Genomic DNA, 23,213 nt, shown 5'->3' on the forward strand with positions numbered 1-23,213 from the left:
GCAAACGGGCGACCTGCAACAGGTCGCCCGTTTTCAATCAAGCCTCAACCTGACTCCACTGTTTGCTCAAGCGTTTATCCGACACCGGCTGTTTAGTGCCTAACTGCTGGGCGAACAGCGAGACGCGGTACTCCTCCAGCAACCAGCGGTACAACTCCAGTTGCGGGTCGCGCTTGCCCTCTTTGCGATGCTTACCCAAGCGCGCCTGATACTGCTCCCAATACCCCGCCAGCTCACCACTCCAAACCCGGTCGCGCTGCACTTGGCTGCCGATCTTGTCTAAGCGCTGTTCGATGGCCTTGAGATAACGTGGAATTTCCTTGAACCACTGCGCCGGGGTTTCGCGGACAAAGCCGGGATACACCAGATTGCTCAGTTGCAGCTTGATGTCATTGAGTGCCATGGCCTGAGCCAGATCGATTTTGCCTTTGAAGCGCTTCTGTAAGCCGTGCCACAGCTTGAGGATTTCCAGCGTCAGGCGCGCCAGACGCTCGGCGTGGCTGGTCCAGTCGCCACGTTTGCTTTCAGCCAGCGCTGCCAGCCCGGCACCATCTCGGGGCAGCGGATCGGCACCATCCAGCACGCAGCTGTCGAGGCTGGCCAGCAGAATATCCTCCACCAGCGCCTCAATGCGGCCTTGCTCGCGGTACAACAGGCCCAGTTCGGTCAGCCCCGGCAACTTGCCGCGTAGGAATTTGGCCTGCTCGCTCAACTGCTGCAGAAGCAGACGTTGCAGCGCGCGGCGATGCTGGAAGTCGGCTTCGGCCAGGGTCGAGAAGCGCCCTTCCTTCACCACGCCACCCTCTTCCACCAGCGCCGGATAAACCGTCATCGACAGCCCAGCAACCTTCTGCTGCGTCTTCTCAGCGACGTTGTTGAAGGCCTTGGCCTCCACCGGTTTCTGGGATTTTTCACTCTGCGGCAGCGCCAATCCGGCCTGACCTTCGGCACTGAAGCGAGCCGTCAGCTCCGCCAAATCGCGACCCTCGCCCAGCACCTTGCCCTGATTATCGACCACCTCGATATTCATCCGCAGGTGCGGTTCCAGCTGCGCAGCGGATTCGGCCCACGCCTCATCACTAATGCGCACACCGGTCATACGCAGCAGCTCACGCCCCAGCGCTTCGTGCAGGCTGCCCTCGGCAAAAGTGATCTTGTCCAATGCCGCGCCAACAAAGTCCGGCACCGGCACAAAGTTTTTGCGCAGGGCTTTCGGCAAGCCGCGCACCAGCGCCAGGCAGCGCGCTTCCAGCAGGCCCGGCACCAGCCATTCCAGACGCTCCACCGGCAGTTGCGGCAACAGCGCCGCCGGAGCGCGCAGGGTCACGCCATCGCGGGGGTGATTCGGCTCAAAGTGATAGCTCAGCAGCAGCTTCAGCTCACCGATACGCAGGTTGTTCGGGTACTGCGCAGCGGTCACTTCGCGGGCGTCGCGGGCCAGCACGTCCTCTTCCTGCATGATCAGCAGGTGCGGGTTCTTCGCGCTTTCAGTTTTGTACCAGCTGTCGAAGGTGGCGGTTTGGTAGATGTTGTCCGGCAGGCGCGTGTCGTAGAAGGCGAACAGCGCCTCTTCGTCCGCCAGAATGTCACGGCGGCGGGCCTTGGCTTCCAGCTCGTCGAGCTTTTCCAGCAGTTGCCGGTTAGCCGTGAGGCAGCGGGCGCGGGAGTTAATTTCACCGCCAACCAGACCTTCGCGGATAAACAGCTCGCGACTGGCTGCCGGGTCAATCGGGCCGAAATGCACCGCACGGCGACCGACCACAATCAGCCCATACAGGGTGATTTGCTCATACGCCACCACCTGCCCACGCTTCTTCTCCCAGTGCGGTTCCAGATGATTTTTCTTGATCAGGTGCCCGGCCAGCGGTTCGATCCAGTCCGGTTCGATTTTCGCCACCATACGCGCAAACAGCTTGGTGGTTTCCACCAGTTCAGCGGCCATGATCCAGTTGGGCTTCTTGCGGCCGATCACTGAGGACGGATGCACCCAGAAGCGCCGCTGCCGCGCGCCGAGGTAATCGCCGTCTTCGGTTTTCTGGCCGATCTGGCTGAGCAGGCCTGCCAGAATGGCTTTGTGCACCGCGGCGTAATTCTTGCTGCGCTGGGCGGCCTGCTCCTTCTCGGCCAGCTCTTTGGCCTTTTGTGCAGCGCTCAGTTGCTGATCCTGTTTCGGCGCTATCTGCTCGGGCTGCGGCTTGTTCTGCCCGCCACGCTGGCCTTTGCCAGTCAGTTGCAGATCGCGGCACAGCAGCACCAGCTGACGGTGGGCATCGCGCCATTCGCGCAGACGCAGGTAATTGAGGAAGTTCTTCCGGCACCAACTGCGCAGTGCACTGCTGCCCAGCGCCTGACGCTGTTCCTCAAAGCCGTTCCACAAGTTGATCAGCGCGGCGAAGTCGGAGTCCACATCCTTCCACTGCGCGTGGGCTTGATCCGCCGCTTGCTGACGATCACTCGGGCGCTCGCGCACATCCTGCACCGACAAGGCGCTGGCGATAATCAGAAGCTCATCAAGACTGCCCTGCTTGGCGCCTTCCAACACCATACGTCCCAGACGCGGGTCCACCGGCAGGCGCGCCAGTTGGCGACCAATAGGCGTTAGCTGACCTTCGCGGCTAACTGCTGAAAGCTCTTGCAGCAGGTTGAAACCGTCACTGATGGCCTTGCCATCTGGCGGCTCGATAAAGGGGAAATCCTCAATCCGGCCCAGACGCAAATGCAGCATTTGCAGAATGACCGCCGCGAGGTTGGTACGCAGGATTTCCGGGTCAGTAAAGGCCGGACGGCTGTTGAAATCCTCTTCGCTGTACAGGCGGATACAAATACCCGGCTCAACCCGGCCGCAACGGCCTTTACGCTGGTTGGCGCTGGCCTGGGAAATCGCCTCAACCGGCAGCCGCTGCACCTTGGCACGGTAGCTGTAGCGACTGATGCGCGCGGTGCCGCTGTCGATCACATAACGGATGCCCGGCACCGTCAGCGAGGTTTCCGCGACGTTGGTGGCCAGCACAATTTTGCGTGCGCCCATCGGTGCGAAAATCTTTTGCTGCTCAGCCGGTGTCAGCCGTGCGTACAGCGGCAGCACCTCGGTCATGCGCAAATTGGCTTTGCGCAGCACTTCGGCGGCATCGCGGATTTCCCGCTCGCCGGGGAGGAACACCAGCACATCCCCGGGGCGCTTGCCTTCGGACTTTTCATGGGCGCTGATTTCGTCCAGAGCGGCCAAAATCGCCTGATCAACCGACAGGTCTTCTTCGACGCGGTTGCCGTCCTCGTCCTGCTCAGCCGCCAGCGGGCGGTACCAGGTTTCCACAGGATAGGTACGACCGGACACCTCCACAATCGGCGCACCGCCGAAGTGTTTGGAGAAGCGTTCCAGGTCGATAGTGGCCGAAGTAATGATCAGCTTGAGGTCAGGCCGACGCTCCAGCAGCGTCTTCAGAAAGCCCAGCAGGAAGTCGATGTTGAGGCTGCGCTCGTGGGCCTCGTCGACAATGATGGTGTCGTACTTTTCCAGATAGCGATCGTGCTGGGTTTCCGCCAGCAGAATGCCGTCGGTCATCAGTTTGATCAGGCTGCGCTCGTTGCTTTGATCCTCAAAGCGCACCTGATAGCCGACCAACTCGCCCAACGGCGTGCCAATCTCCTCCGCCACCCGCGTCGCAACACTGCGTGCCGCCAGACGGCGCGGCTGGGTGTGGCCAATCAAACCATTAACACCGCGCCCCAACTCCAGACAGATTTTCGGCAGCTGAGTCGTTTTACCCGACCCCGTCTCACCAGCAATCACCACCACCTGATGCTTGGCGATGGCGGCTTTGATCTCGTCACGCTTGGCGGCAATCGGCAGCGCATCGTCGTAACGGATCGTCGGCACACTCAAACGCCGCGCCTCAACCTTGGCTTTGGACGCATTAAAGCGCTCCAGCCACTGCGCCAGCTTGGCCTCATCCACCGGCGTCTGCTTGCGCAGCTCATGCAATTGCCGGCGCAAGCGATGGCGGTCAGCCAGCAACGTCTGGTCGAGGTTCTTCAGCAGTTGATCAAAAGCGGGGATGGCGTTGGTCATGCGAACTGTCGTGCGGATTTTTGAAGGGCGGGATTGTCGCAGATTTGCGGGGTTTGGTGCGTCTTCATGAGCCTAAGACTCAGCTTACATGGAAGGTGCTATTGGCGGCTCCCGCTAAATACGGCGGGATGTTTTGAAGAGTGGTTAATTCGTCGCAAATAACCACTCGCAGGAATAAGGAAGACGGCTATTAAAAACCTAACTTATCAGGGAAGAATGAAAGCGGCGGATGGGTGGCTTTCCACTCTTTGGCATAGGCTTTGGCTTCTTCGATTTGCTCAGGAGTCATTTTGGCAGCGATTTTAGGAAGGATATATTCTGCATCATCTTTTGCCCCCCCTCCATCTAGCTCCAGCAATAGCGAAACCAGCCCATAACCTTTAACTAAGTTCAGTGGTAACTTAATAAGGTCTGGTTCGTGAGCCGAATACATTCCGTATCCTAAAACTCCGCTCACAAAGCCTGTTTCAGCAGCTTTTTCAGCCCAATACTGAGCTTCCTTTACATTGCCTTTATCGTAAACAACCCTAAAGAGCATCATCATGCCTTTAGGGAACCCCCCTTCGGCTGACTTGCGGAGAAGCTCTTCAACCTTTTCTGACTTATCCCAAGGCGGGAAATAAAATTTACGTCCCTCTTCATACATTAATGCCAGGTCGTATTGTGCCTGTGGAAACCCTGCATCTGCTGCCTTTTCCAACCATTCGTCTTTATTGGTTAGATAAGTCAAAACATACATTGCCTCAATGTCACCTTTATCGGCCTTTGATTTAGCCTCTCCCCTACCTTGCAAAAGCCAATCACCAGGTGTTTTGGTATCTACTGGGCAGTTTGACATTATCGAGCACAAGTCATTTTCACTGCCTGAAAGGCGATACATTGCATAATAATCTCCCTGATCCGCAGCCGCCACATACCATTTATAAGCATCCTCGGTCATATAGCGATTATTAAACCTCAACGCCTCACCTAAGTAATATTGAGCATCCCGATCTCCTGCCTTCGCTGCAATTTCCAAGTAAGGCACAGCTGATATTGCTTTATGTTGGTTATAAAGCGTAATACCTTTTACTTTTGCCGCTTGTTGCTCAGCCGTTAATCCCCCTGCCTGACCACTCAAACAGAACAATAGCGTTATAAAAAATATCACTAACGCTTTAATAAACATACTCACCCCGGCCACTCGACCGATCCGATATATTTGTCGAGGCCACAAAACAAAACAGCGCCCTCATAATTACTACCCCTTCCTTCAACCCATCAGATCTGGTCGGATATGGGTACGCACTCTATTGACAGATCTCGCGCTCATGCCATAGCGTCTGCGAAACATTTTGAATGGGTTACGAGTGATTTATTCTGAAAAAACACTCGTCAAACCCGGAAAGACCAATATTAAAAACCCAACTTATCAGGAAAGAATGATAGAGGCGGATGGGTAGCTTTCCACTCTTTGGCAAAGGCTTTGGCTTCTTCGATTTGTTCAGGGAGCATTTTCGCTTCAATTTGCTTCAATTTTTCTTCCGCAAAATACAGTGCCCCTCCCCCGCCATCAAGCTCTAACAGCAGCGAAACCAGACCATACCCTTTAACTAGATCTAGTTTATAGCCAACCTCATCTGGTTCATGTGCTAAAAATGAACCATAGGTATAAACAGAGCTTTCCATCCCCGTTTCTGCTGCTTTTTTAAGTAGCATTCTTGCTGTAGCCAAGTCTCCCTTCTCAATCATCAAACCGGCATAATTACCAATACTTTTCGGAAACCCTGCATCTGCAGATTTCTTATATAGTTCCTCAATCACCAGAGAGCGATCCCATGGAGGAAAAACAACCCCCTTTCCCTCTTGATATTTAACAGCCAGCAAATACTGTGCACCAGCGTAATTTACTTCCGCGGACCTTTTTAACCAATCTATATCACCAGTCCATCTGTACATAAGCATCATAGCCTCACCGTCCCCAGAACTAGCTAACGGTTCAACTTTCCCTAAAAACATTTTTGACCAATGACTAGATAGTTTATTTTTTTCTGGGCACTCCCCTATGGTCTGACATAGATCATCATTATCGGCTCCAGCCAACCTGAACATAGCGTAGTAATCGCCCTGTTCTGCGGCCGCCACATACCACGCCTGTGCCTCACTTGTCATATAGCGACTATTGAATCTCAATGACTCAGCTAAATAATATTGAGATTCACGATCTCCTGCCTCGGCCGCTTTTCTTAAGTATGGCTCTGCAGAGACTGCCTTATGCTGATTGTAAAGCGTAATACCTTTTATTTTTGCTGCTTGTTGCTCTACTTTTAGCTCCCCAGCTTGAGCACTCAGACAGAAAAATAGCGTTATAAAAAATATTACTAACTCTTTAAAACACATACTCACCCCGACTACTCGACCGATCCAGTATATTTCGCGAGCCCACAGAACAAAAATAGCGTCTTCATAATCACTAACCCCGCCTCCAACCCAACATATCTGGACAGCAATGGGTACGTACTGCTACTGACATATCTCGCACTCAGGCCATATTTTCTGCGAAACACTTTGAATGGGTGACGAGTGATTTATTTTGAAAAACACACACTCGCCCCCTTAGACCAATATTAAAAGCCCAACTTATCAGGAAAGAATGAAAGCGGCGGATGGGTGGCTTTCCATTCTTGGGCAAAAGCTTTGGCTTCTTCGATTTGTTCAGGAGTCATTTTGGCGGCGATTTTTTTCAACTTTTCTTCTGTTAAATACAACGTGCCACCACCGCCATCCAATTCCAGCAAAAGAGATATAATCCCATACCCCCTAACTAGATCTAACTCATACCCAATTTTATCCGGCTCATGCGCCAAATAAGAGCCGTAATTATAGAGCATAGTTTCAAAACCAGTTTCAGCTCCTTTCTTGGTCCACTCTCTGGCTGCTTGTAAATCTCCTTTCTCTATCAATAGCCCTGCGTACATCATCATGCCCTTAGGAAATCCCCCTTCGGCTGACTTACGGTAAAGCTCTTCAATTTTTTCAGCGCGTCTCCACGGGGGAAAAAAGAATCCTTTTCCTTCCTCATACATCGCCGCCAAATAGTATTGGGCATCAGGGTATCCGGCTCCTGCAGATTTCTCTATCCACTCCACATCTCCCGTAGTGTTATACATAATCAACATGGCCTCAGCATCACCGCCTTCTGCCAAGGGCTCTGCTGTCTTCCACAACAACCGCACCCAATCTCTATAGTCTTTTATATTGCCAGGACATGAATTAATGAAAGAGCAAAGATCATCTTTGGTATCTGCAAGGCGAAACATTGCGTAATAATCACCTTGTTTTGCAGCTGCCACATACCATTTATAAGCCTCCTCGGTCATATAACGATTATCTAACCTCAGAGACTCTGCCAAGTAGTATTGTGCCTCGCGATCACCAGCTTCAGCTGCAACTCTTAAATAGGGATCACCATCCTTATACTGATTATAAAGATTAATGCCTTTAGTCTTTGCCGCTTGCTGTTCTTCTGTTAGCTTTTCCGCCATGCCAGTCGAGCAAATAAGTAACGATAAAAATAACAATCCTAACTTTTTGAAAAGCATAAACACTCCGTTTAGTCGCCTATGCCGGTATATGTAGCATGACCGCCCGGGACAAAGGTAGCACCCTCATAATCACTACGCTGACAAAATCCATCTCGCAATCGACCCAAAACCATTACATGCTCCTTATAAAGATTACGAATTTCATCTGTCCGCTGAGTTGAGTGTTTCAAAACAGGCACTGACATAAACCGATCCATCCGTAGCCTATTGGTGCAATACGCCTGCCCTGCCTGAAGCTCTTTAGTACCGAAGCGGTTCATGCGCATACAGGCCTCATCAAATTGCCGCTGTACTTTATTCAGTGTTCCATTGCGTTCCGCATTACGTAAAATCCAACTCAATATTCGTTCAATGGCCCGCTGCTGTAAGAAATGGCACTCGGGCTCGGTATAGCGCTTATTTTTTTCAAAAACTCGTCCATCAATAAGCTCGCTATCAACGACCTCAAACGCCTCAGGCTCAGACAGCAATGTCATCAACATCGGCCCTAAGGCTTCAGGTGTGGCATCAATAAACCACTGTTCAAGTTCTTTTGGGTGCTTATCGGTCATGATCCAATGCGCAATCTGCCCGCCCTTACCGCCTTGAGTCAGCGCCTCATACAGATTCGCAACCACATCAGCGGTATACAGTCCCATCATGTACACCATGCTGACATCCAGGCCAACACCGCCCAGCAGGTTGAGCTTGCTGAGGTATTCAAACGCTGTGCTGTCTATCCAGTTGATTGGGTGGTAGTGGTTTTCCCTCAGCTCACGTCGCCATAAGTTGATCAGATCGACCACAGCCTCATAACCCACCGCAAAACTCAGGCTACCTTTGGCACCGGCTCCGGCGACCAGCGCCGCTTTTACCCGCACGATAAAGCAGCCTCTATCCAGCGAAACTGTGAACTCACCATTAGCACCCGCGCCAAGCGCACCGGCAAGGTCAGCCTCCAGCCGGGACAGGCTAAGCCAGCCATCACTCAGGACAGGGTTATTGCTAACACTCGGTGCTGTACGCAGCAGCGCTACAGCTTTAGGCGGTGCCCAGTTCAATGCACCGCTGACTTTGACTCCAGCCTGCACGCCAGCAAACAGGTTGAAGCTGGCTTTTAGGCCATCCTCGATTTGCACCTTACTGACCTTGCCGCTGACTTGCGGCTCACTCCGAGCAGTTCCCGCAGTTGAAGCGGTACCGTCCTCGCGGGTTGCATCCTCAATGGGAGCAAGGGTTGCGCCGTAGCCCGTATTACCCGGTGAAAGCTCAAGCTCAGCAGCCAACAGCATAGACGCACCGGCATACCCCCAAGCTCTTGCCCCTAAGTGCACGGACAGCTTGCCGAGGTTCATATAGCGGGGCTGCCCCTGGTAGTCGATGTAGCGGACTTTGATCTCTTTAGCTGCGGAGCGCTCGGGCAGGTCGACTTTTAATACCTCGACCTCGCCGCGTGCCAAGTCAATATCAAAGTGAGCTTTGGCGCTGGCTGTCACACCTTCGTGCACGCTAAAGGATGGTCCCTCAACTTTAGCGCCTGCGTGGATGCTGGGTTGAAGCGGTGTCAGGCAACGTACAAGCCGTGCCTGTGGGCTGACGTCGAACAGGCGCAGAAAGCCCGTATCTTTATGGAATACCACTTGGCGCAGGCGCTCACCCCATTCATTACGGGTTGCACCGTCTTTTAATGCATCAATGCAATAGCCCTTGCTCTGACTGAGCTGTTTGTAGAAAAGCTCAATATCAAACCAGCCTTCCCGATCAAACCATGGCCCTTGGTCTTTGATCTCAACAGCCCCTAAACCTAATAGCCAGTCACGAAAGTCATTACCTTGCCGATCTGAGGCTGAATTGCCATCACTGTTGCCTGCAAAGCTGGGGCCGCTGGTTTTCACGACAGATTTCAGCATGCCTTTAAGCACATGCATGCTGAAATGCTGCAATGGCAAGTTTGGCGTGGTCGGCACGCTGACTTCTTTCAGCGGAAAGCCGGTTTTAACCAAGCGTTCTACTGGCTTTGGAGTGAACTGTTCCGGCTCCCACAACAAGTGACGCCGTACCTTATGGCTGGCAACCGCAGTTTCAGCTTGCTGCTTCAAGTCTTTGCGCTGATTTTCCAGCGTCTGCCACTCCTGGCGCTCAGCTTCAACCAGACTGGCCGGAGCCTGCTGGTTTTCACCGCTTGCTGTGATCCAGGCTTTGTATTTGCTTTGCAGGCGCAGCTCCACTTCACGCTGCTGCTTCTGCAGGGCGAGGTAGTCCTTGAAGCGTTGGATGCCGCTGGCCAAACCTGCCTGCTGATCATTGATCAGCGCGAACTCGGGTAGTGCCAGGCCGTACTCAGCAACCTTGATAATGGCATTCACGTATTCGGAGTAATCAAAAGCCTGTTGATGCTCTTCCTTCCAGAGCTTGTAAGTCATGAATGTAGCGCGGCAGTTAATGCTGCAGTCGCTGGCTTCTTCATACCGCTGGATAGACTCTTGCAAGAGTTTGGCAATTTCATCTTGCGGGATGACAGGCAGTTCCCCCTGCTCTAATAAGGCATTACGGGCTTTGAGGTAATCCTGCACGGCGCTTCTGGCCGCAACCGACTGTGGACTGAAGAGCATGTCGCCTTCATAGGCATAGCCTTGCCTTTCTGCCTCATTGATCGCCTCTTTCCGCAGGCTCTGCCAATGTTCCAGCTCTTGCATACGCGGCAACAGGTTTTGGTTGCTCAATTGCAATGGGCTTAGTGCAAGCAGCGAACCGTGCTCCTGAGTGTAAGCGGTGGTGGATAACGGGTTGTCAGCCTCAAAGGCTTGCATCCATTGCTGATCTTCGCCGTTAAGAAAGAAGCTCAGCCGCGGCTCAAGAAAGTGCTCCAGCAACCCTTGAGCATCCAATCCCTTTTTGCGTGCTTCTGGCGCCTTACTGGGGTCGACCGCCTGCTTGAGTTGTGCCGCAGCTTCATCAATGGCGTCAGCAGCGCGCTGCGGCAATAGCCAGAACGCCTTATCTTCAGGACTGTAAAGAACACTGGCATAACGTGGGGAGCAGGCGGCAGTTACTGTTTTAGTGAAGGTTTCTGGCTCTTTCCCCGTACTGTCAGCAGGAGAATCCAATACAAGCAGCTTGCCAGTGGTGCTCGTTGTTACAGGCACCTGTGTTGCACTTGCAGGAGCGGTTTGCTGACCTGTTGGTGTTACACCGGCAGAAACTGGAACAGTCAGGTTCCAGCCAACCTGAATACGATTTGGGTCTTTAATAAAAGGATTGAGCAGCAATAGCTGCTCTTGGTCACACTGATAGTGTTGGGCGATTGCACTAAGCGTTTCACCGCTCTGTACAAGGTGATTAGTTGTGTCCATGAATGGCTTCCATTCCATGCGCTAGAGAGTGAGCGCTTCGAGTTCATCTACTTTGTTAAAGGGTCTGGCATCGCTACGCAAAATGGTCATAACGGCTGGCTGCCGGCTTAAGTCAAAACGGCTGGCCAATCCTGCGAGCCTTACTATCCAGCGACCTTCATAGATACCGTGATCAACCAGCAGCTCCAGGTTGTCGATCAACGCAGGCAGTTGAGCAGTCTCTGGCTTGTTGAACAGTTCGAAATGCTCGTCAACCCAGTACACCCAGCGAATATTGCGGTGGAAGGCATTGGTGTTGGCTGGCATGTTGTAGCGGTTGCTTCGCGGCCCCTCTTCGCTGTTTGGCATCCAGTTCAGCCAACAGCCGGTTTTGTTGCCGATATGCATCGGTGCCGGGCTGAAGACGCTTTGCCATGAGCCATATAGGCCATCATTGGCGGTCAGCGCTAAGGCCGCCCACATATCCCGTTTGTAGTAGGTAATCAGACTCTGCCCGCCGGAACCGTCATTCACCACGAGCAAGTCGCGGGCATGTTTCACGGCGGCTTGGTAGTCCGTGGTGATCAGGCCGATTCCGCCTTTGTGTTCCTGACATAGCTTTTCGCCCAAGTGCTGCAAAGCACTGCCCGCTTTAGCTCGAAAACACAGAGGGCCGATATCGGCCAGATGCTCGAACTGTGAACCTCTGTAAAGCTGGGTCGGCGCCCCATCCTCGCCGGATTTATAGATCTGCACCTGAATATCGGGGACCGCTTGCTGGTCAATGATAAATAGCGTGTGACGCTCGCCCTTTACGCTTTGCCCGCTGACAATCTGCGTATCGGCCCGCTCCAGTGCCTGTAAAAACTCATTCAACCCTTCATGCATGGGCAATCCTCCCTGCTACATGCGCCGTTACTTTGCTTGCCGCACAGCGGGCCGAGCAAAGTCATTGGCTGGGCGATGGCAGGCGTCAGCAGGCTGCCGGGTTTATCTTTATCCGCCGCCCCCGGCACAACCGGCCCAAGGATTTGGATACCCGAACCTACACCCGGTGCACCACCTGAGTTGACGTTGACCGTTGCGCCGCTGAGGGTGATGCCGCTGGGGTCGAGTTTGATAAAGCTGCCGCCGCCTTTGGCGGTGAGTTCCATGCCTGCATCGACGACAACTTTGCTGCCTGCGTAGTAGTGGATTTCGTTGCCGGTTTCGATGAACTGGCCGACGCCAACTTTCACGTGTTGGGTTTGCGCAACGGTGAGGTGATCGCTGCTGCGGGTTTCGGTTTTGCGGTCGGCGTGGGTGGTGCGGTGTTCTTCGGCGTAGAACTCACTATAGCTGTTGGCTTCTACGGTGTCGTGACGCTCGTTGCCGACACGGATTTTCTGGTCGTGCTCGATGTTTTCATCCCAATCGCGCTGGGCGTGGATAAAGATTTGCTCTGCGCCTTTTTTGTCCTCAATGCGCAGTTCGTTAAAGCCTCCGCCACCAGGCGAGCTCATGGTTTTGAACACACTGCGGGTTTTGTTGGCAGGCAGTTCGTAGGGCACTTCGTGGGCGGTGTGGAACAGGCAGCCGGTAATCAGCGGCTGGTCGGGGTCGCCTTCCATAAAGGTCACCAGCACTTCCATGCCGATGCGCGGAATGGCGACGGCACCGTAGTGATCGCCCGCCCAGCTTGAGGCAACACGCAGCCAGCAGCTGGTTTTGTCGTCAGCCTGGCCTTCACGGTCCCAGTGGAACTGGACTTTGACCCGGCCGTATGGGTCGCAGTGGATTTCTTCGCCCGCCGGGCCGGTGACTTTGGCGGTCTGGCTGCCAAGTACTTTGGGCTTGGGGTGCAGCAGTTGCGGGCGGTAATTTACGTCCCATGGGGTGGCGATAAAGTGGTTGCGGTAGCCCTGCTGGAAGCCGTCGTCCTCATCTGTATGGCTGGTGATGGACTCTTCTAAAACTTGCGGCTGTTTGCCTTGGTGACTGATAGCAGTTAGCAGCCACAGTCGGTTCCACTCGTTGCGCGGGTGTTCGCCCAAATTCAGGTAGTGGCCGCTGCGTAGCGTAGGCGAGTCGCTGTGGCCTTCGGCTTGCTCGTAGTCGGCGCGGTGGCGCTCAAGGATGCGCTTAGACAGGTGCTTGCCGCGATCGCGGTTATCAAAGTTGCCGGGGTAATCGTAGTCTTCGAGGTCTGGCTGAAACTCGCTTTTATAAGCGCCTTCCATCACCAACTTGGGCTTTTCGAAGTTGTAATCGCGGCGGGTTACGCGATTGGTGCGGGTTTCCAAGGCCATGCCGAAGCGCTTGACCACAGGCTTGTCAGCGACCATGCCGCTGCCCTGTTGATAGGCCAGTTTGGGCAGTTGGGTAAAGACGCTTTGGTCATCGCCAAACACCAGTACATGGCCGTTCTCGCTGTGTTCGAAGTGGTAGTGAATCCCCTCTTCTTCACACAGTCTCTGGATAAAGTGCAGATCACTTTCATCGTACTGAGTGCAGTACACACGCTCTGGGTAAACCGTTGGGCCGAACTCAAAGCGGTAACCGGTACCTTGCATAATCCCGTGGTCTTCAAGGACTTCTGCAATAATCTGCGGCACGCTCAGGTGCTGAAAAATCCGCTGATTGATGCGGTATTCAAGGTAGGCAAGCTGCGGCACCAGCGTGACCCAATAACGGCACAGCCGCCTGCCTGCATCACCCTGCCCCACGGCCATCAGAACGCCATGAATGCCCTGCCCTTGATTATCCAGAGCTAAAAAAGCGGGTTGGTTATGCAGTGTTTCCAGGTCCAGCGCCAGATTGCTGCTGACCAGTTCAATATCGAAACGATAAGGCTCGTTAAGGGCTTCGTGGCCGGTGAATTCAAGAACCTGAAGGTCATGGGACTGGCCTGCAATGAGCAAGCTAAATTGTGCGGTGTTAGCGGGGCTAAACATCCTTGTCTCCCAGAGAATCCAGTGTGAATAAGGGGTGACCTTTTCAACCAGGAATAGTTTTAAATCGCACGTCCAATATGCGGGAAGACGCACACTTTAGAAGGTTTTTATTTCAATAAAAACCCTGCCGCGACTCAGGGCAGTCAGCCGGGATGCATTGTCCTTCAACCCTACTTAAATCCTCCCTTGGTAGGGTTTTTTAGGAATGAGAAAAATCCTGAGCTAGTATTGGCCGGGATGGATATCCGACACGTCTAATAAAAGGATCAGCCATGAAGCGTTTCGCCAGAATCGTCCTGATTGCTTTCGCATTAATGGCTGTCACCTTTGCCATTGCGGCGATCACCAGTTGGGCGCCGGATCGTGATGTCGCAGAGCTGAAGCAGCGCTGGGCACAACCACCGTCACAGTTTGTGGCTTTAGACGGCATGCTCGTGCATGTGCGTGACCAGGGCCCGCGGGATGATCCTGCACCGGTGGTGCTGCTGCATGGCACCGCAGCCAGCCTGCATACGTGGGAAGGCTGGGCGGCGGTGCTGCAGGATAAGCGCCGTGTAATCAGCCTCGACCTGCCCGGTTTTGGCCTGACTGGCCCCTTCCCGGATGGCGACTATCGTTTCAGTCATTACACTCAGTTCCTCGGTAGCCTGCTGCATCAGTTGCAGGTGAATAAGGCGGTGTTGGTGGGCAACAGTTTTGGCGGGCAATTGGCCTGGCAATTCACCCTTGAGCATCCACAGCGCGTCTCGCAATTGGTGTTGGTTGACGCTGCCGGGTATACCCGCCCCGCCAGCTCAATGCCGATCGGCTTTAAGGTTGCACAAGTTCCGGCACTGGCGCCGCTGATGACCAAACTGCTGCCGCGCTCCATGATCGAGGCCAGCGTGCGCTATGTGTATGGCGACCCGTCCAAAGTCAATGAAGAGCTGATCGACCGTTATTACGAATTAACCCTGCGCAGCGGCAATCGCGAGGCTCTGCGTCAGCGGTTTATCCAGGCTGAGGGGGGTGATGAATACAAGTCAATTTCCCGCATTCAGGTGCCTACGCTAATCCTCTGGGGGGCTCGTGATGAGCTGATTCCACTGATCAACGCCGAGCATTTCAAGCGCGATATCAAAGGCAGCCGCCTGGTGATTTTCGATCAGCTTGGCCATGTGCCGCAGGAAGAAGATCCGTTACAAAGCATTACTCCTGTGCTGAGCTTCATTGCCCGCTAAGCCCCATTTAACAGGCCGCCCGCAACCCGAACGGCCTCGCAAAGCCTTGTAACAACTGCCTTTGAGCGGCAACTCCTAGTTGCGACCAAGGTTGTAGTGAACTGAACCAAGACTCCGCCGTCAGTATCTTGCGTTGCTGGTCTGCGACTCCTTATAGTCCGCCGGCATTCTGAAGTCCTGCTTCGCTAGCAGCGGCTACAAGCAGGACCGACTACCGCACTGGTGAGAGTCCATGATCGAAATAAAAAATCTAACCAAGCGTTTTGCGCAGCACACCGCGGTTGACGACCTGTCGTTCAGCGTCCAGCCCGGTGAAGTGCTGGGTTTTCTCGGTCCAAACGGCGCCGGTAAATCCACCACCATGAAGATGCTTACAGGCTTCCTTACGCCAACGGCCGGTACGGCCAGCATCTTCGGTTTCGATATCCGTAAAAACACCCTCAAAGCCCAGCAGCAGATTGGTTATTTGCCTGAAGGCGCGCCCTGCTATGGCGACATGACGGTACGCAGCTTCCTTGAGTTCATCGCCGAGGTGCGCGGTTTCAAAGGCGCAGAAAAACGTGAGCGCGTCACTAAAGCGGTCGCTCAGGTGGAACTGGACAAGGTGCTGGATCAAAGCATCGAAACCCTCTCCAAAGGCTTTAAGCGCCGCGTCGGTCTGGCTCAGGCGATTCTGCATGATCCCCGCGTGCTGATTCTCGACGAGCCCACCGACGGCCTTGATCCCAACCAGAAGCATCAGGTGCGCAAGCTGATCCAGAGCCTGGCGCAGGACAAGATTGTGATCATTTCCACCCACATCCTCGAAGAGGTCTCCGCCGTGTGCACCCGCGCCGTGGTCATCGCCCATGGCAAGCTGCTGGCAGACGGCACGCCACTGGAGCTGGAAAGCCGCTCACGGTATCACCAGGCGGTGACGCTGGTGACCACTGAGGCGCTGGATAAAGACGCGCTGGCGGCCCTACCGGGCGTTGCCGGTGTGGAAGAAAACACGCTGGAAAACAGCCTGACAGTGCTGGCCAAACCGGGCGAAGTGATCTTCCCGCAGGTCAATGAGCTGATTGCTCAGCGCAGCTGGAAAGTGAGTGAGTTGAATGTGGAGCGCGGGCGGCTGGACGAAGTGTTCCGCAGCCTGACCCGTGGGGAGGTGGTATGAGTCAGTTACCCGTTGTCTTCAAGCGCGAGCTGGCGAGCTATTTCGCCACGCCGCTGGCCTATGTGTTCATTCTGATCTTCTTGGTGCTTTCGGGCGTCTTCACCTTCTATCTCGGTGGTTTCTTCGAGGGTGGCCAGGCGGAGCTGTCGGCCTTCTTCAACTTTCATCCGTGGCTGTACCTGTTCCTGGTACCGGCCATTGCCATGCGTCTGTGGGCTGAAGAGCGCAAGAGCGGCACTATTGAGCTGTTGATGACCCTGCCCATCACCCGTTTTGATGCGGTCACCGGCAAGTTCCTCGCAGCATGGGTGTTTGCCGGACTGGCGCTGCTGCTGACCTTCCCGATGGTGCTCACGGTCAACTACCTGGGCCAACCGGATAACGGCGCAATCCTCACCGGTTATATCGGCAGCTGGCTGCTGGCCGGGGCTTATCTGGCCATTGGTTCGTGCATGTCAGCGCTGTCGAAGAATCAGGTGATCGCCTTCATTCTGGCGGTCAGCGTGTGCTTCCTGTTTATCGTCAGCGGTTTCCCGATGGTGCTGGATGGTTTCAGTGCTTGGGCCCCGCAATGGATGATCGACTCAGTGGCCTCGCTGAGCTTCCTGACCCGTTTCGATGCGATCAGCAAGGGCGTGATTGATCTGCGCGACTTGCTCTATTTCGTCACCCTGATTGCGGCCTGGCTGGCAGCAACGGCGGTGGTTATCGACCTGAAGAAAGCTGACTGAGGACGCCCATGAAAAAGCTGATGGTTTCCAGCGCCGGGCTTGTCGTCATTGCCTTGGCGTTTCTTGCCTTCAACCTGCTCTCCAGCTACGGCCTAAGCGGCCTGCGCCTAGATCTGACTGAGCAGAAGCTATACACCTTATCAAAAGGCACCGAGCAAATTCTCTCGGAGCTGGACGAGCCGGTGGAGCTGAATTTCTTCTTCTCCAACGCGGCGACTAAAGACGTACCGGTGCTGCGCACCTACGCCAAGCGCGTCGAGGAAATGCTCAAGGCTTACCAGCGCGAAGCCGGTGGCAAGCTCAAGCTGAATATTATCGACCCACAACCGTTCTCCGAGGATGAAGACCGCGCCGCCGAATACGGCCTGCAAGGCATCCCACTGCAACAAGGTGGCGATTCGGTGTACTTCGGCCTGGCCGGTAAAAACGCCGAAGGCCACGTACAGGTGATCCCGTTCTTTGCCCTGGATCAGGAGGAGTTCCTCGAATACGAACTCAGCCGTCTGGTGCACAGCTTGGCCAAGCCTGAACTGCCAGTTGTAGGCGTGCTCGCTGGCCTGCAGGTCAACGGCGGTTTCGACATGATGGCTCGGCAACCGACGCCCGCCTGGATGCTGATGGAAGAAGTCCGTCAGATGTTCCAGATCGAAAGCCTCAAGCGTGATGTGGATAAGATCCCGGACAACGTTTCAGTACTGCTGCTGATCCACCCTAAAGAGCTGCCTCAACAAACGCAGTATGCGATTGATCAGTTCGTTCTGCGTGGCGGTAAGTTGCTGGCGTTTGTTGATCCATACAGCGAAGCCGACACTCAAGGCGACATGCTCGGCGGTGGCGGCCTGGATAAGCACTCCGACCTCCCCGAGCTGTTCAAGGCCTGGGGCCTGCGCATGGTGCCTGACAAAGTCTTGGGCGACGGTGCCTATGCCATGGCCATCAACATGGGCCAGGGCCAGCGGCCGGTGCGCCACGCCAGTTGGATCAACCTGCCGCAGAACGCGCTGGATCAGAAAGACATCAGCACCAGCGGCCTAGAAAGCATCACCATGGCCACGCCTGGCATCTTGGAGCAAATTGAAGGCGCTAAAACCACCTTCACCCCGCTGATCAGCAGCTCGCAGTACGCCATGCCGTTTGATGCCAAACGCTTCGGCATGCTGGCCAACCCGGAAGAGCTGATCCGCGAACTGCAACCGACCGGCGAGCGCTACACCCTGGCTGCGCGAATTAACGGCCCGGTTCAAAGCGCCTTCCCGGAGGGCATCGAAGGTCATAAAGATGGCCTGAAACAGGCGGATAACATCAACGTAATCGTGGTTGCCGACACCGACATGCTGGCTGATCGCATGTGGGTGCAGGTGCAGGACTTCTTCGGTCAACGCATCCCTCAGCCTTGGGCTGATAACGCCAGCTTCGCCGTCAACGCACTGGACAACCTGGCGGGCTCCGAAGCCCTGATCAGCGTGCGCTCACGTGGCCGCTTCACCCGTCCGTTTGACGTAGTGGAGAACATTCAGCGTGAAGCTGAAGTGCGTTTCCGCGAGAAAGAGCAAGCCCTGCAAGCCCAACTGGCGGATACCGAGAAAAAGCTGGCTGAACTGCAACAGAATGAAGACCCCACCAAACCGCTGGAGTTGACTCCTGAGCAGCAAACAGCCGTGCAGCAGTTTGTGCAGCAGAAACTCACCATCCGCAAAGAGCTGCGCGATGTGCGTTATCAACTCAATGCTGATATTGATGCACTGGGTCGCACCTTGAAGTTCATCAACATCGGCTTGGTGCCGCTAGCGTTGACACTGGGTGTCCTGGCCCTGTGGATGTGGCGCCGCCGCAAAGCGCACTAACGCCATCCTCAGCCGTGGCAGAGCAAGTTGTCCACCTGCTCTGCCACGGCACTTTTGTCGCGAAAACGCATTTATATTCTGGAAACGACCTCCATATACCTGAAAACTGGTAGATGATCGGCAAAATCCAATATTTTCTCAGGCTTATTTAACAGTACGAACGTACAGCTATTGCTTTGCGGCGCAATACGCTGTTTTATAATCGCTCTCTGGTGATGGCTGCTTTGCCGGTACGCCATCGTCGAAAAATAAAAATTTGTAGGCTGGAGATTCAGGCAATGGCTGATCGCGAGACAGGCACCGTTAAATGGTTCAATGATTCCAAAGGTTATGGTTTTATCCAACGCGAGAGCGGTGCGGATGTATTCGTCCACTTCCGTGCTATCCGCGGTGAAGGCCATCGCACTCTGCTCGAAGGGCAGAAAGTTGAATTTGCAGTAACTCAAGGCCAGAAAGGCCTGCAGGCGGACGACGTTGCGGCTGTATAAGCCCAGCACGCCGATCTGATCCAAAACGCCCGGTGCTTGCACTGGGCGTTTTGCTTTGTGAAGGAGCGAAATCAGGATTTAGGCAGAGGCCCCAGAATCTTCTCAAGCGTTTCGCCGCGGGGGGCGCCCTGATGTTGCTGCAAGCGATCACCCTCCATATAGAAAATCGCCGGTGTGGCGGCGGCCCCCAGATCCTGCATCAACACCAAGTTGGCCGCTAACTTGCCGCTGAGCGAATCGGGTATCCGACCCAGCGGCCGTATATTGCTGTCCTTGCCAGCCGCCTCATGGTTATTCAGCGCAGTCTGCGGCGATTTAGAACTCAGAATCGCCGCGGCCTTTCCGGCGCTGTCTTCACGCAAAATGCCCACCAGCACATGGCGTAGCTGCACTTTACCTGCGTCCACCCAAGGTCGGGCCTGTTTCCAGAACATGCTGCAATACGGGCAGTTAGGGTCAGCAATCACATACACGACTCGTGGCGCATCGGCTGCACCGTCTACGATCCAGGTACTGCGCTCCAGGCGCTGCCACATTTCCTTGCCCATGGGCTGATAGACCAGTTTATCGAGTGGGGCTTTACTGAGGTCATTGCCCTCGACGTCGTACAAGCTTCCGATCAGAACATTCTTGCCATCCGCAGTCAGGTACATGGCAACACCCTGGCCCTGATAGCGCGCCGCAAAGCCCTGTAATCCATTGGGAGCATCGAAGCGACCAACAATTTTCAGGCCTTTTTTCTCAAATGCCTGAACCGCTTCAGGCCATTGCTCAGCATGAACCATCTGAGCGGCCAGCACGGCCAATGTTGAGCCCAACAAGCTCAGAGTGCGCAATACAGTCATCGTCAGTCCTTAGAATCCAGTTGTTTCAGGGCTTGCGCCAAACTTGCACGGGACAGCTCACCCAAGTGGCTGCCAACTTGATAACCGTTGCGGTCGTAAAAGAGTGTGGTGGGAAGCGCAGTGGAGCCGATGTGCTGCCCCAGCCTTGCGCCACTGTCGAGCAGCACGTTATTCAGCTGCAGCGCTTCTGTAGCGAGGTACTTCTCAACCTCCTGCACTGACTCGCCTTGGTTCACAAACAAAAAGGTAACCCCAGGCATCGCCTGCTGTGCCTCAGCCAGAACTGGCATCTCTCTGCGGCAGGGCGGACACCAGGTGGCCCACAAATTGATCACCAGCGGTTTACCCACATAATCCTGAAGGCTCACGGCTTGACCCTGTACGTCGCGCAGCCCGAACTCTGGCAAACGGGTAGCCCCCGTCAACGCAAACAGTACGTAACTCATCAATGCCCAACTGAGTAATCCCGCACCAACTGCAGCTCCCAGCGAGCGACGTAAACGCACCTTACGCCACGCCAGCACGGCAGCCAGCAGCAGTGCTGCAAGCACTCCGACCCAAGCAATAAAGCCGCCATCGCGGATATCAATCACGCGCCAGGGCTGATCCGCAAAATGCTCAAAATAGACCGCTACGAATGCCAAACGTGCTGTGATCAGCCCCACGAAAAGCAGAAAGAAAATATAGTTTTCTGGGTTTAACTGATCGCGACGACCTAACCGCCAACCCACTAACAACGACAACCCAAAACTGAGCCCGATTATCAGGTGGCTCACCGGAACGGGAAACGGCCCCACATTCAGCGTCATCATCCGTGTTTATCACTCCTGCGATCGAGAAGTTCGAACAACACCATACCTACCAGCATCGCGGCTACAAAAATAATAGGCTGACTGTACCCAGACGACAGGCTGACCAAGGCAGGTCCCGGACAGAAACCAGCCAAGCCCCAGCCCACACCAAAAGCCAGACTCCCTAGCACCAAGCGGCGATCAATCAGCTTACTGGTTGGAATCTGCATGGCCAGCCCCAGTACAGAGCGCGTGCGCCTGCGTGCGAAAAAGAAGCCGATGCTGGAAACACTGATTGCCCCCAGCATGACCAACACCAACGAAGGGTCCCAGGCGCCAGCAATATCCAGAAAGGCGGTGACTTTAGTGGGGTCAGTCATACCGGAGATCATCAGCCCAAACCCAAACAGCAGACCGGCAAGCAACGCAAATAGCAGCGTCATGGCAACACCTCACGCGATCACGTGGCGCACGACATACACCGTCGCAAAGCCACTAAACATAAAAGCCCCCGTCGCCACCAAAGAGCGCACAGAGCCTCGCGACAACCCGCATACACCATGCCCACTGGTACATCCCGAACCGAACCGCGTACCCGCCCCAACCAATAAACCGGCCACTATCAGCGTCAGCACACCGGCTTCAATTTTCACCTCGGGCAATACCAGCAGAGGCTGCTGCTGAAATAACAGCGGCGCGCTCAATAACCCCGCCAGAAACGCTACCCGCCACCCCACATCCCCTTTCGCCGGGCGTAGCAAGGCACCGGTAATGCCACTGATACCGGCAACCCGTCCGTTGAACAGAATCAGCAGAGTGGCCGCCAGACCAATCAGCGCACCGCCTGCCAAAGCTGACCACGGTGTAAATGAAGCCCAGTCAATCATCATTTTTCCTGCCCTCACCGTAAGCCGGAACCGTTACCCTTAAACAATATACACTTTAAAATAACATATATTATAGAACCCTCAATTGAAGCCGAGGTCGATGAAGATGGAATACCCAACGCCCTTGCACTCACGGTTTCAGGCCGATTCCACAGGCCGTGAAACACTCAGCAAATGAGGCTCACATGATATTTCGCCAGCTGTTTGAACCGGTTTCCTGCACCTTTACCTACTTGCTGGGCTGCCCTGAAACAGGCTTGGCGGTCTTGATTGACCCGGTCATTTCTACCCTTGAGCGCGACCTGAGCGAACTGCAACAACGTGGCCTGAAGTTGGCTTACACACTGGAAACCCATATCCACGCGGACCACATCACCGCCGCCAAAACCCTGCGCGAACGGACTGGCAGCCAGATCGCCGCCCCTGCGCTGGATGGCCTGCCGTGTGTGGATATCGGTATCGAAGATGGCGTTGTGCTGGAGGTCGGCAGCCTGCGCATCTTGCCTTTACACACACCAGGACACACCGATGGGCATCATGCCTATCTGGTGGAAGAACGTTTGTTTACAGGCGACGCCTTGCTGATTGATGGCTGCGGACGCACTGACTTCCAGAACGGCAGCAGTGAGGCGCTGTACCACAGCGTGCACAACAAATTGTTCAGCCTGCCGGACGACACGTTGGTCTACCCCGGACACGACTATCAGGGCCGCCGAGTCAGCAGCATCGGCCAAGAAAAACAGCGTAATCCACGGCTCGCCGAGGGCATCAGCTTGGAGCAGTTCAGCGAGATCATGGCCAACCTCAACCTGCCCTACCCGAAATTCATAGACCACGCCCTGCCCGGCAACCGCCAATGCGGCGTGTGCCCGCCGCATCTCACCGATGAGTTACGTAAGTATTGCGAGCAGCAGGACATTAACCCGCAGGGGTGAGGTCCTGAATGGCCAACGGTGGGTAAGCCCACGGCCTTACCCACCCTACAAATCACCGTCAAAACACACATCGCGTAGGGTGGATAAGCCTGCGCAGCCGGTTATCCAGCGCCGGCTCACGAGTAGATCACTAGACCAAGAACACCACTAATCGCCCCTCCTGGAAGGTGAGCGCTAGAACTGCGGCTGACGCAACGGTGGGTAAGCCTACGGCCTTACCCACCCTACAAATCACCGTCAAAACACACGCCGCGTAGGGTGGATAAGCCTGCGCAGCAGGTTATCCAGCGCCGGCTCACGAGTAGATCACTAGACCAAGAACACCACTAACCGCCCCTCCTACAAGGTGGGCGGTAGAACTGCGGCTGACGCAACGGTGGGTAAGCCTACGGCCTTACCCACCCTACAAATCACCGTCA

The 23,213-nt window shown here is 54.8% G+C and carries 17 protein-coding genes; 6 read left to right on the forward strand and 11 right to left on the reverse strand.

Features of this window, described 5'->3' with window-relative positions:
• Positions 1-37 precede the first annotated feature (37 nt).
• The 7 genes from hrpA to WG219_15735 all read right to left on the reverse strand — a co-directional run bounded on the left by hrpA (position 38) and on the right by WG219_15735 (position 13,897).
• On the reverse strand, positions 38-4,069 hold the full coding sequence (gene hrpA, locus WG219_15705) for an ATP-dependent RNA helicase HrpA (GenBank protein ID WXL24746.1): 4,032 nt from the start codon (positions 4,067-4,069) through the stop codon (positions 38-40).
• 190 nt (positions 4,070-4,259) lie between these two features.
• Positions 4,260-5,237, reverse strand: coding sequence for a sel1 repeat family protein (locus WG219_15710; GenBank protein WXL24747.1), 978 nt, complete (start codon positions 5,235-5,237; stop codon positions 4,260-4,262).
• A 227-nt stretch (positions 5,238-5,464) separates the two neighbouring features.
• Positions 5,465-6,448, reverse strand: a complete 984-nt coding sequence (locus tag WG219_15715; GenBank protein ID WXL24748.1) for a sel1 repeat family protein — start codon at positions 6,446-6,448, stop codon at positions 5,465-5,467.
• Between the two features lie 227 nt (positions 6,449-6,675).
• Positions 6,676-7,650, reverse strand: a complete 975-nt coding sequence (locus WG219_15720; GenBank protein ID WXL24749.1) for a sel1 repeat family protein — start codon at positions 7,648-7,650, stop codon at positions 6,676-6,678.
• A gap of 11 nt (positions 7,651-7,661) precedes the next feature.
• On the reverse strand, positions 7,662-10,985 hold the full coding sequence (locus WG219_15725) for a LysM domain-containing protein (GenBank protein ID WXL24750.1): 3,324 nt from the start codon (positions 10,983-10,985) through the stop codon (positions 7,662-7,664).
• Between the two features lie 21 nt (positions 10,986-11,006).
• Entirely contained in the window at positions 11,007-11,852 is an 846-nt protein-coding gene (locus WG219_15730; GenBank protein ID WXL24751.1) for a DUF4123 domain-containing protein, read from the reverse strand.
• Positions 11,837-13,897: a type VI secretion system tip protein VgrG gene (locus WG219_15735; GenBank protein ID WXL24752.1), complete on the reverse strand. Its 2,061-nt coding sequence runs from the start codon at positions 13,895-13,897 to the stop codon at positions 11,837-11,839. Before WG219_15735 ends, WG219_15730 begins: the two co-directional genes overlap by 16 nt.
• A gap of 272 nt (positions 13,898-14,169) precedes the next feature.
• Here WG219_15735 and WG219_15740 point away from each other — a divergent pair, with 272 nt between their 5' ends.
• The 5 genes from WG219_15740 (at position 14,170) to WG219_15760 (ending at position 19,336) form a co-directional block, all read left to right on the forward strand.
• A complete protein-coding gene (locus WG219_15740) occupies positions 14,170-15,117 on the forward strand; it encodes an alpha/beta hydrolase (protein ID WXL24753.1) in 948 nt (315 codons plus the stop codon).
• Between the two features lie 232 nt (positions 15,118-15,349).
• Positions 15,350-16,273, forward strand: a complete 924-nt coding sequence (locus tag WG219_15745) for an ATP-binding cassette domain-containing protein (protein ID WXL24754.1) — start codon at positions 15,350-15,352, stop codon at positions 16,271-16,273.
• Positions 16,270-17,004, forward strand: coding sequence for an ABC transporter permease subunit (locus WG219_15750; GenBank protein ID WXL24755.1), 735 nt, complete (start codon positions 16,270-16,272; stop codon positions 17,002-17,004). The genes WG219_15745 and WG219_15750 overlap by 4 nt, the downstream gene beginning before the upstream one ends.
• An 8-nt stretch (positions 17,005-17,012) precedes the next feature.
• A complete protein-coding gene (locus tag WG219_15755; GenBank protein WXL24756.1) occupies positions 17,013-18,848 on the forward strand; it encodes a Gldg family protein in 1,836 nt (611 codons plus the stop codon).
• A 278-nt stretch (positions 18,849-19,126) separates the two neighbouring features.
• Positions 19,127-19,336: a cold-shock protein gene (locus WG219_15760; protein WXL24757.1), complete on the forward strand. Its 210-nt coding sequence runs from the start codon at positions 19,127-19,129 to the stop codon at positions 19,334-19,336.
• A gap of 71 nt (positions 19,337-19,407) precedes the next feature.
• Here the strand turns inward: WG219_15760 and dsbG are convergent, their stop codons facing one another.
• From dsbG to WG219_15780, 4 genes are read right to left on the reverse strand one after another with little or no spacing between them, the layout of a single operon-like run.
• Positions 19,408-20,181, reverse strand: coding sequence for a thiol:disulfide interchange protein DsbG (gene dsbG / locus WG219_15765; GenBank protein WXL24758.1), 774 nt, complete (start codon positions 20,179-20,181; stop codon positions 19,408-19,410).
• 2 nt (positions 20,182-20,183) lie between these two features.
• Positions 20,184-20,993 (reverse strand): TlpA disulfide reductase family protein, encoded by an 810-nt coding sequence (locus WG219_15770; protein ID WXL24759.1) that lies wholly within the window; start codon positions 20,991-20,993, stop codon positions 20,184-20,186.
• A complete protein-coding gene (locus WG219_15775; protein WXL24760.1) occupies positions 20,990-21,415 on the reverse strand; it encodes a YeeE/YedE family protein in 426 nt (141 codons plus the stop codon). The genes WG219_15770 and WG219_15775 overlap by 4 nt, the downstream gene beginning before the upstream one ends.
• 9 nt (positions 21,416-21,424) lie before the next feature.
• The gene (locus WG219_15780; protein WXL24761.1) at positions 21,425-21,862 is read right to left on the reverse strand and encodes a YeeE/YedE family protein; all 438 of its coding nucleotides are present in this window, start codon (positions 21,860-21,862) and stop codon (positions 21,425-21,427) included.
• Positions 21,863-22,044: 182 nt separating this feature from the next.
• Here WG219_15780 and WG219_15785 point away from each other — a divergent pair, with 182 nt between their 5' ends.
• Positions 22,045-22,794: an MBL fold metallo-hydrolase gene (locus WG219_15785; GenBank protein WXL24762.1), complete on the forward strand. Its 750-nt coding sequence runs from the start codon at positions 22,045-22,047 to the stop codon at positions 22,792-22,794.
• Positions 22,795-23,213: the final 419 nt, after the last annotated feature.

This window comes from Pseudomonas mendocina, assembly GCA_037482215.1.
Lineage (GTDB): Bacteria > Pseudomonadota > Gammaproteobacteria > Pseudomonadales > Pseudomonadaceae > Aquipseudomonas > Aquipseudomonas mendocina_E.

What these genes read in the sequence shown, in the direction of transcription:
- hrpA (WXL24746.1), bottom strand. Translation starts at nt 4,069, where the DNA reads ATGACCAACGCCATCCCCGCTTTTGATCAACTGCTGAAGAACCTCGAC.
- WG219_15710 (WXL24747.1), bottom strand. Translation starts at nt 5,237, where the DNA reads ATGTTTATTAAAGCGTTAGTGATATTTTTTATAACGCTATTGTTCTGT.
- WG219_15715 (WXL24748.1), bottom strand. Translation starts at nt 6,448, where the DNA reads ATGTGTTTTAAAGAGTTAGTAATATTTTTTATAACGCTATTTTTCTGT.
- WG219_15720 (WXL24749.1), bottom strand. Translation starts at nt 7,650, where the DNA reads ATGCTTTTCAAAAAGTTAGGATTGTTATTTTTATCGTTACTTATTTGC.
- WG219_15725 (WXL24750.1), bottom strand. Translation starts at nt 10,985, where the DNA reads ATGGACACAACTAATCACCTTGTACAGAGCGGTGAAACGCTTAGTGCA.
- WG219_15730 (WXL24751.1), bottom strand. Translation starts at nt 11,852, where the DNA reads ATGCATGAAGGGTTGAATGAGTTTTTACAGGCACTGGAGCGGGCCGAT.
- WG219_15735 (WXL24752.1), bottom strand. Translation starts at nt 13,897, where the DNA reads ATGTTTAGCCCCGCTAACACCGCACAATTTAGCTTGCTCATTGCAGGC.
- WG219_15740 (WXL24753.1), top strand. Translation starts at nt 14,170, where the DNA reads ATGAAGCGTTTCGCCAGAATCGTCCTGATTGCTTTCGCATTAATGGCT.
- WG219_15745 (WXL24754.1), top strand. Translation starts at nt 15,350, where the DNA reads ATGATCGAAATAAAAAATCTAACCAAGCGTTTTGCGCAGCACACCGCG.
- WG219_15750 (WXL24755.1), top strand. Translation starts at nt 16,270, where the DNA reads ATGAGTCAGTTACCCGTTGTCTTCAAGCGCGAGCTGGCGAGCTATTTC.
- WG219_15755 (WXL24756.1), top strand. Translation starts at nt 17,013, where the DNA reads ATGAAAAAGCTGATGGTTTCCAGCGCCGGGCTTGTCGTCATTGCCTTG.
- WG219_15760 (WXL24757.1), top strand. Translation starts at nt 19,127, where the DNA reads ATGGCTGATCGCGAGACAGGCACCGTTAAATGGTTCAATGATTCCAAA.
- dsbG (WXL24758.1), bottom strand. Translation starts at nt 20,181, where the DNA reads ATGACTGTATTGCGCACTCTGAGCTTGTTGGGCTCAACATTGGCCGTG.
- WG219_15770 (WXL24759.1), bottom strand. Translation starts at nt 20,993, where the DNA reads ATGATGACGCTGAATGTGGGGCCGTTTCCCGTTCCGGTGAGCCACCTG.
- WG219_15775 (WXL24760.1), bottom strand. Translation starts at nt 21,415, where the DNA reads ATGACGCTGCTATTTGCGTTGCTTGCCGGTCTGCTGTTTGGGTTTGGG.
- WG219_15780 (WXL24761.1), bottom strand. Translation starts at nt 21,862, where the DNA reads ATGATGATTGACTGGGCTTCATTTACACCGTGGTCAGCTTTGGCAGGC.
- WG219_15785 (WXL24762.1), top strand. Translation starts at nt 22,045, where the DNA reads ATGATATTTCGCCAGCTGTTTGAACCGGTTTCCTGCACCTTTACCTAC.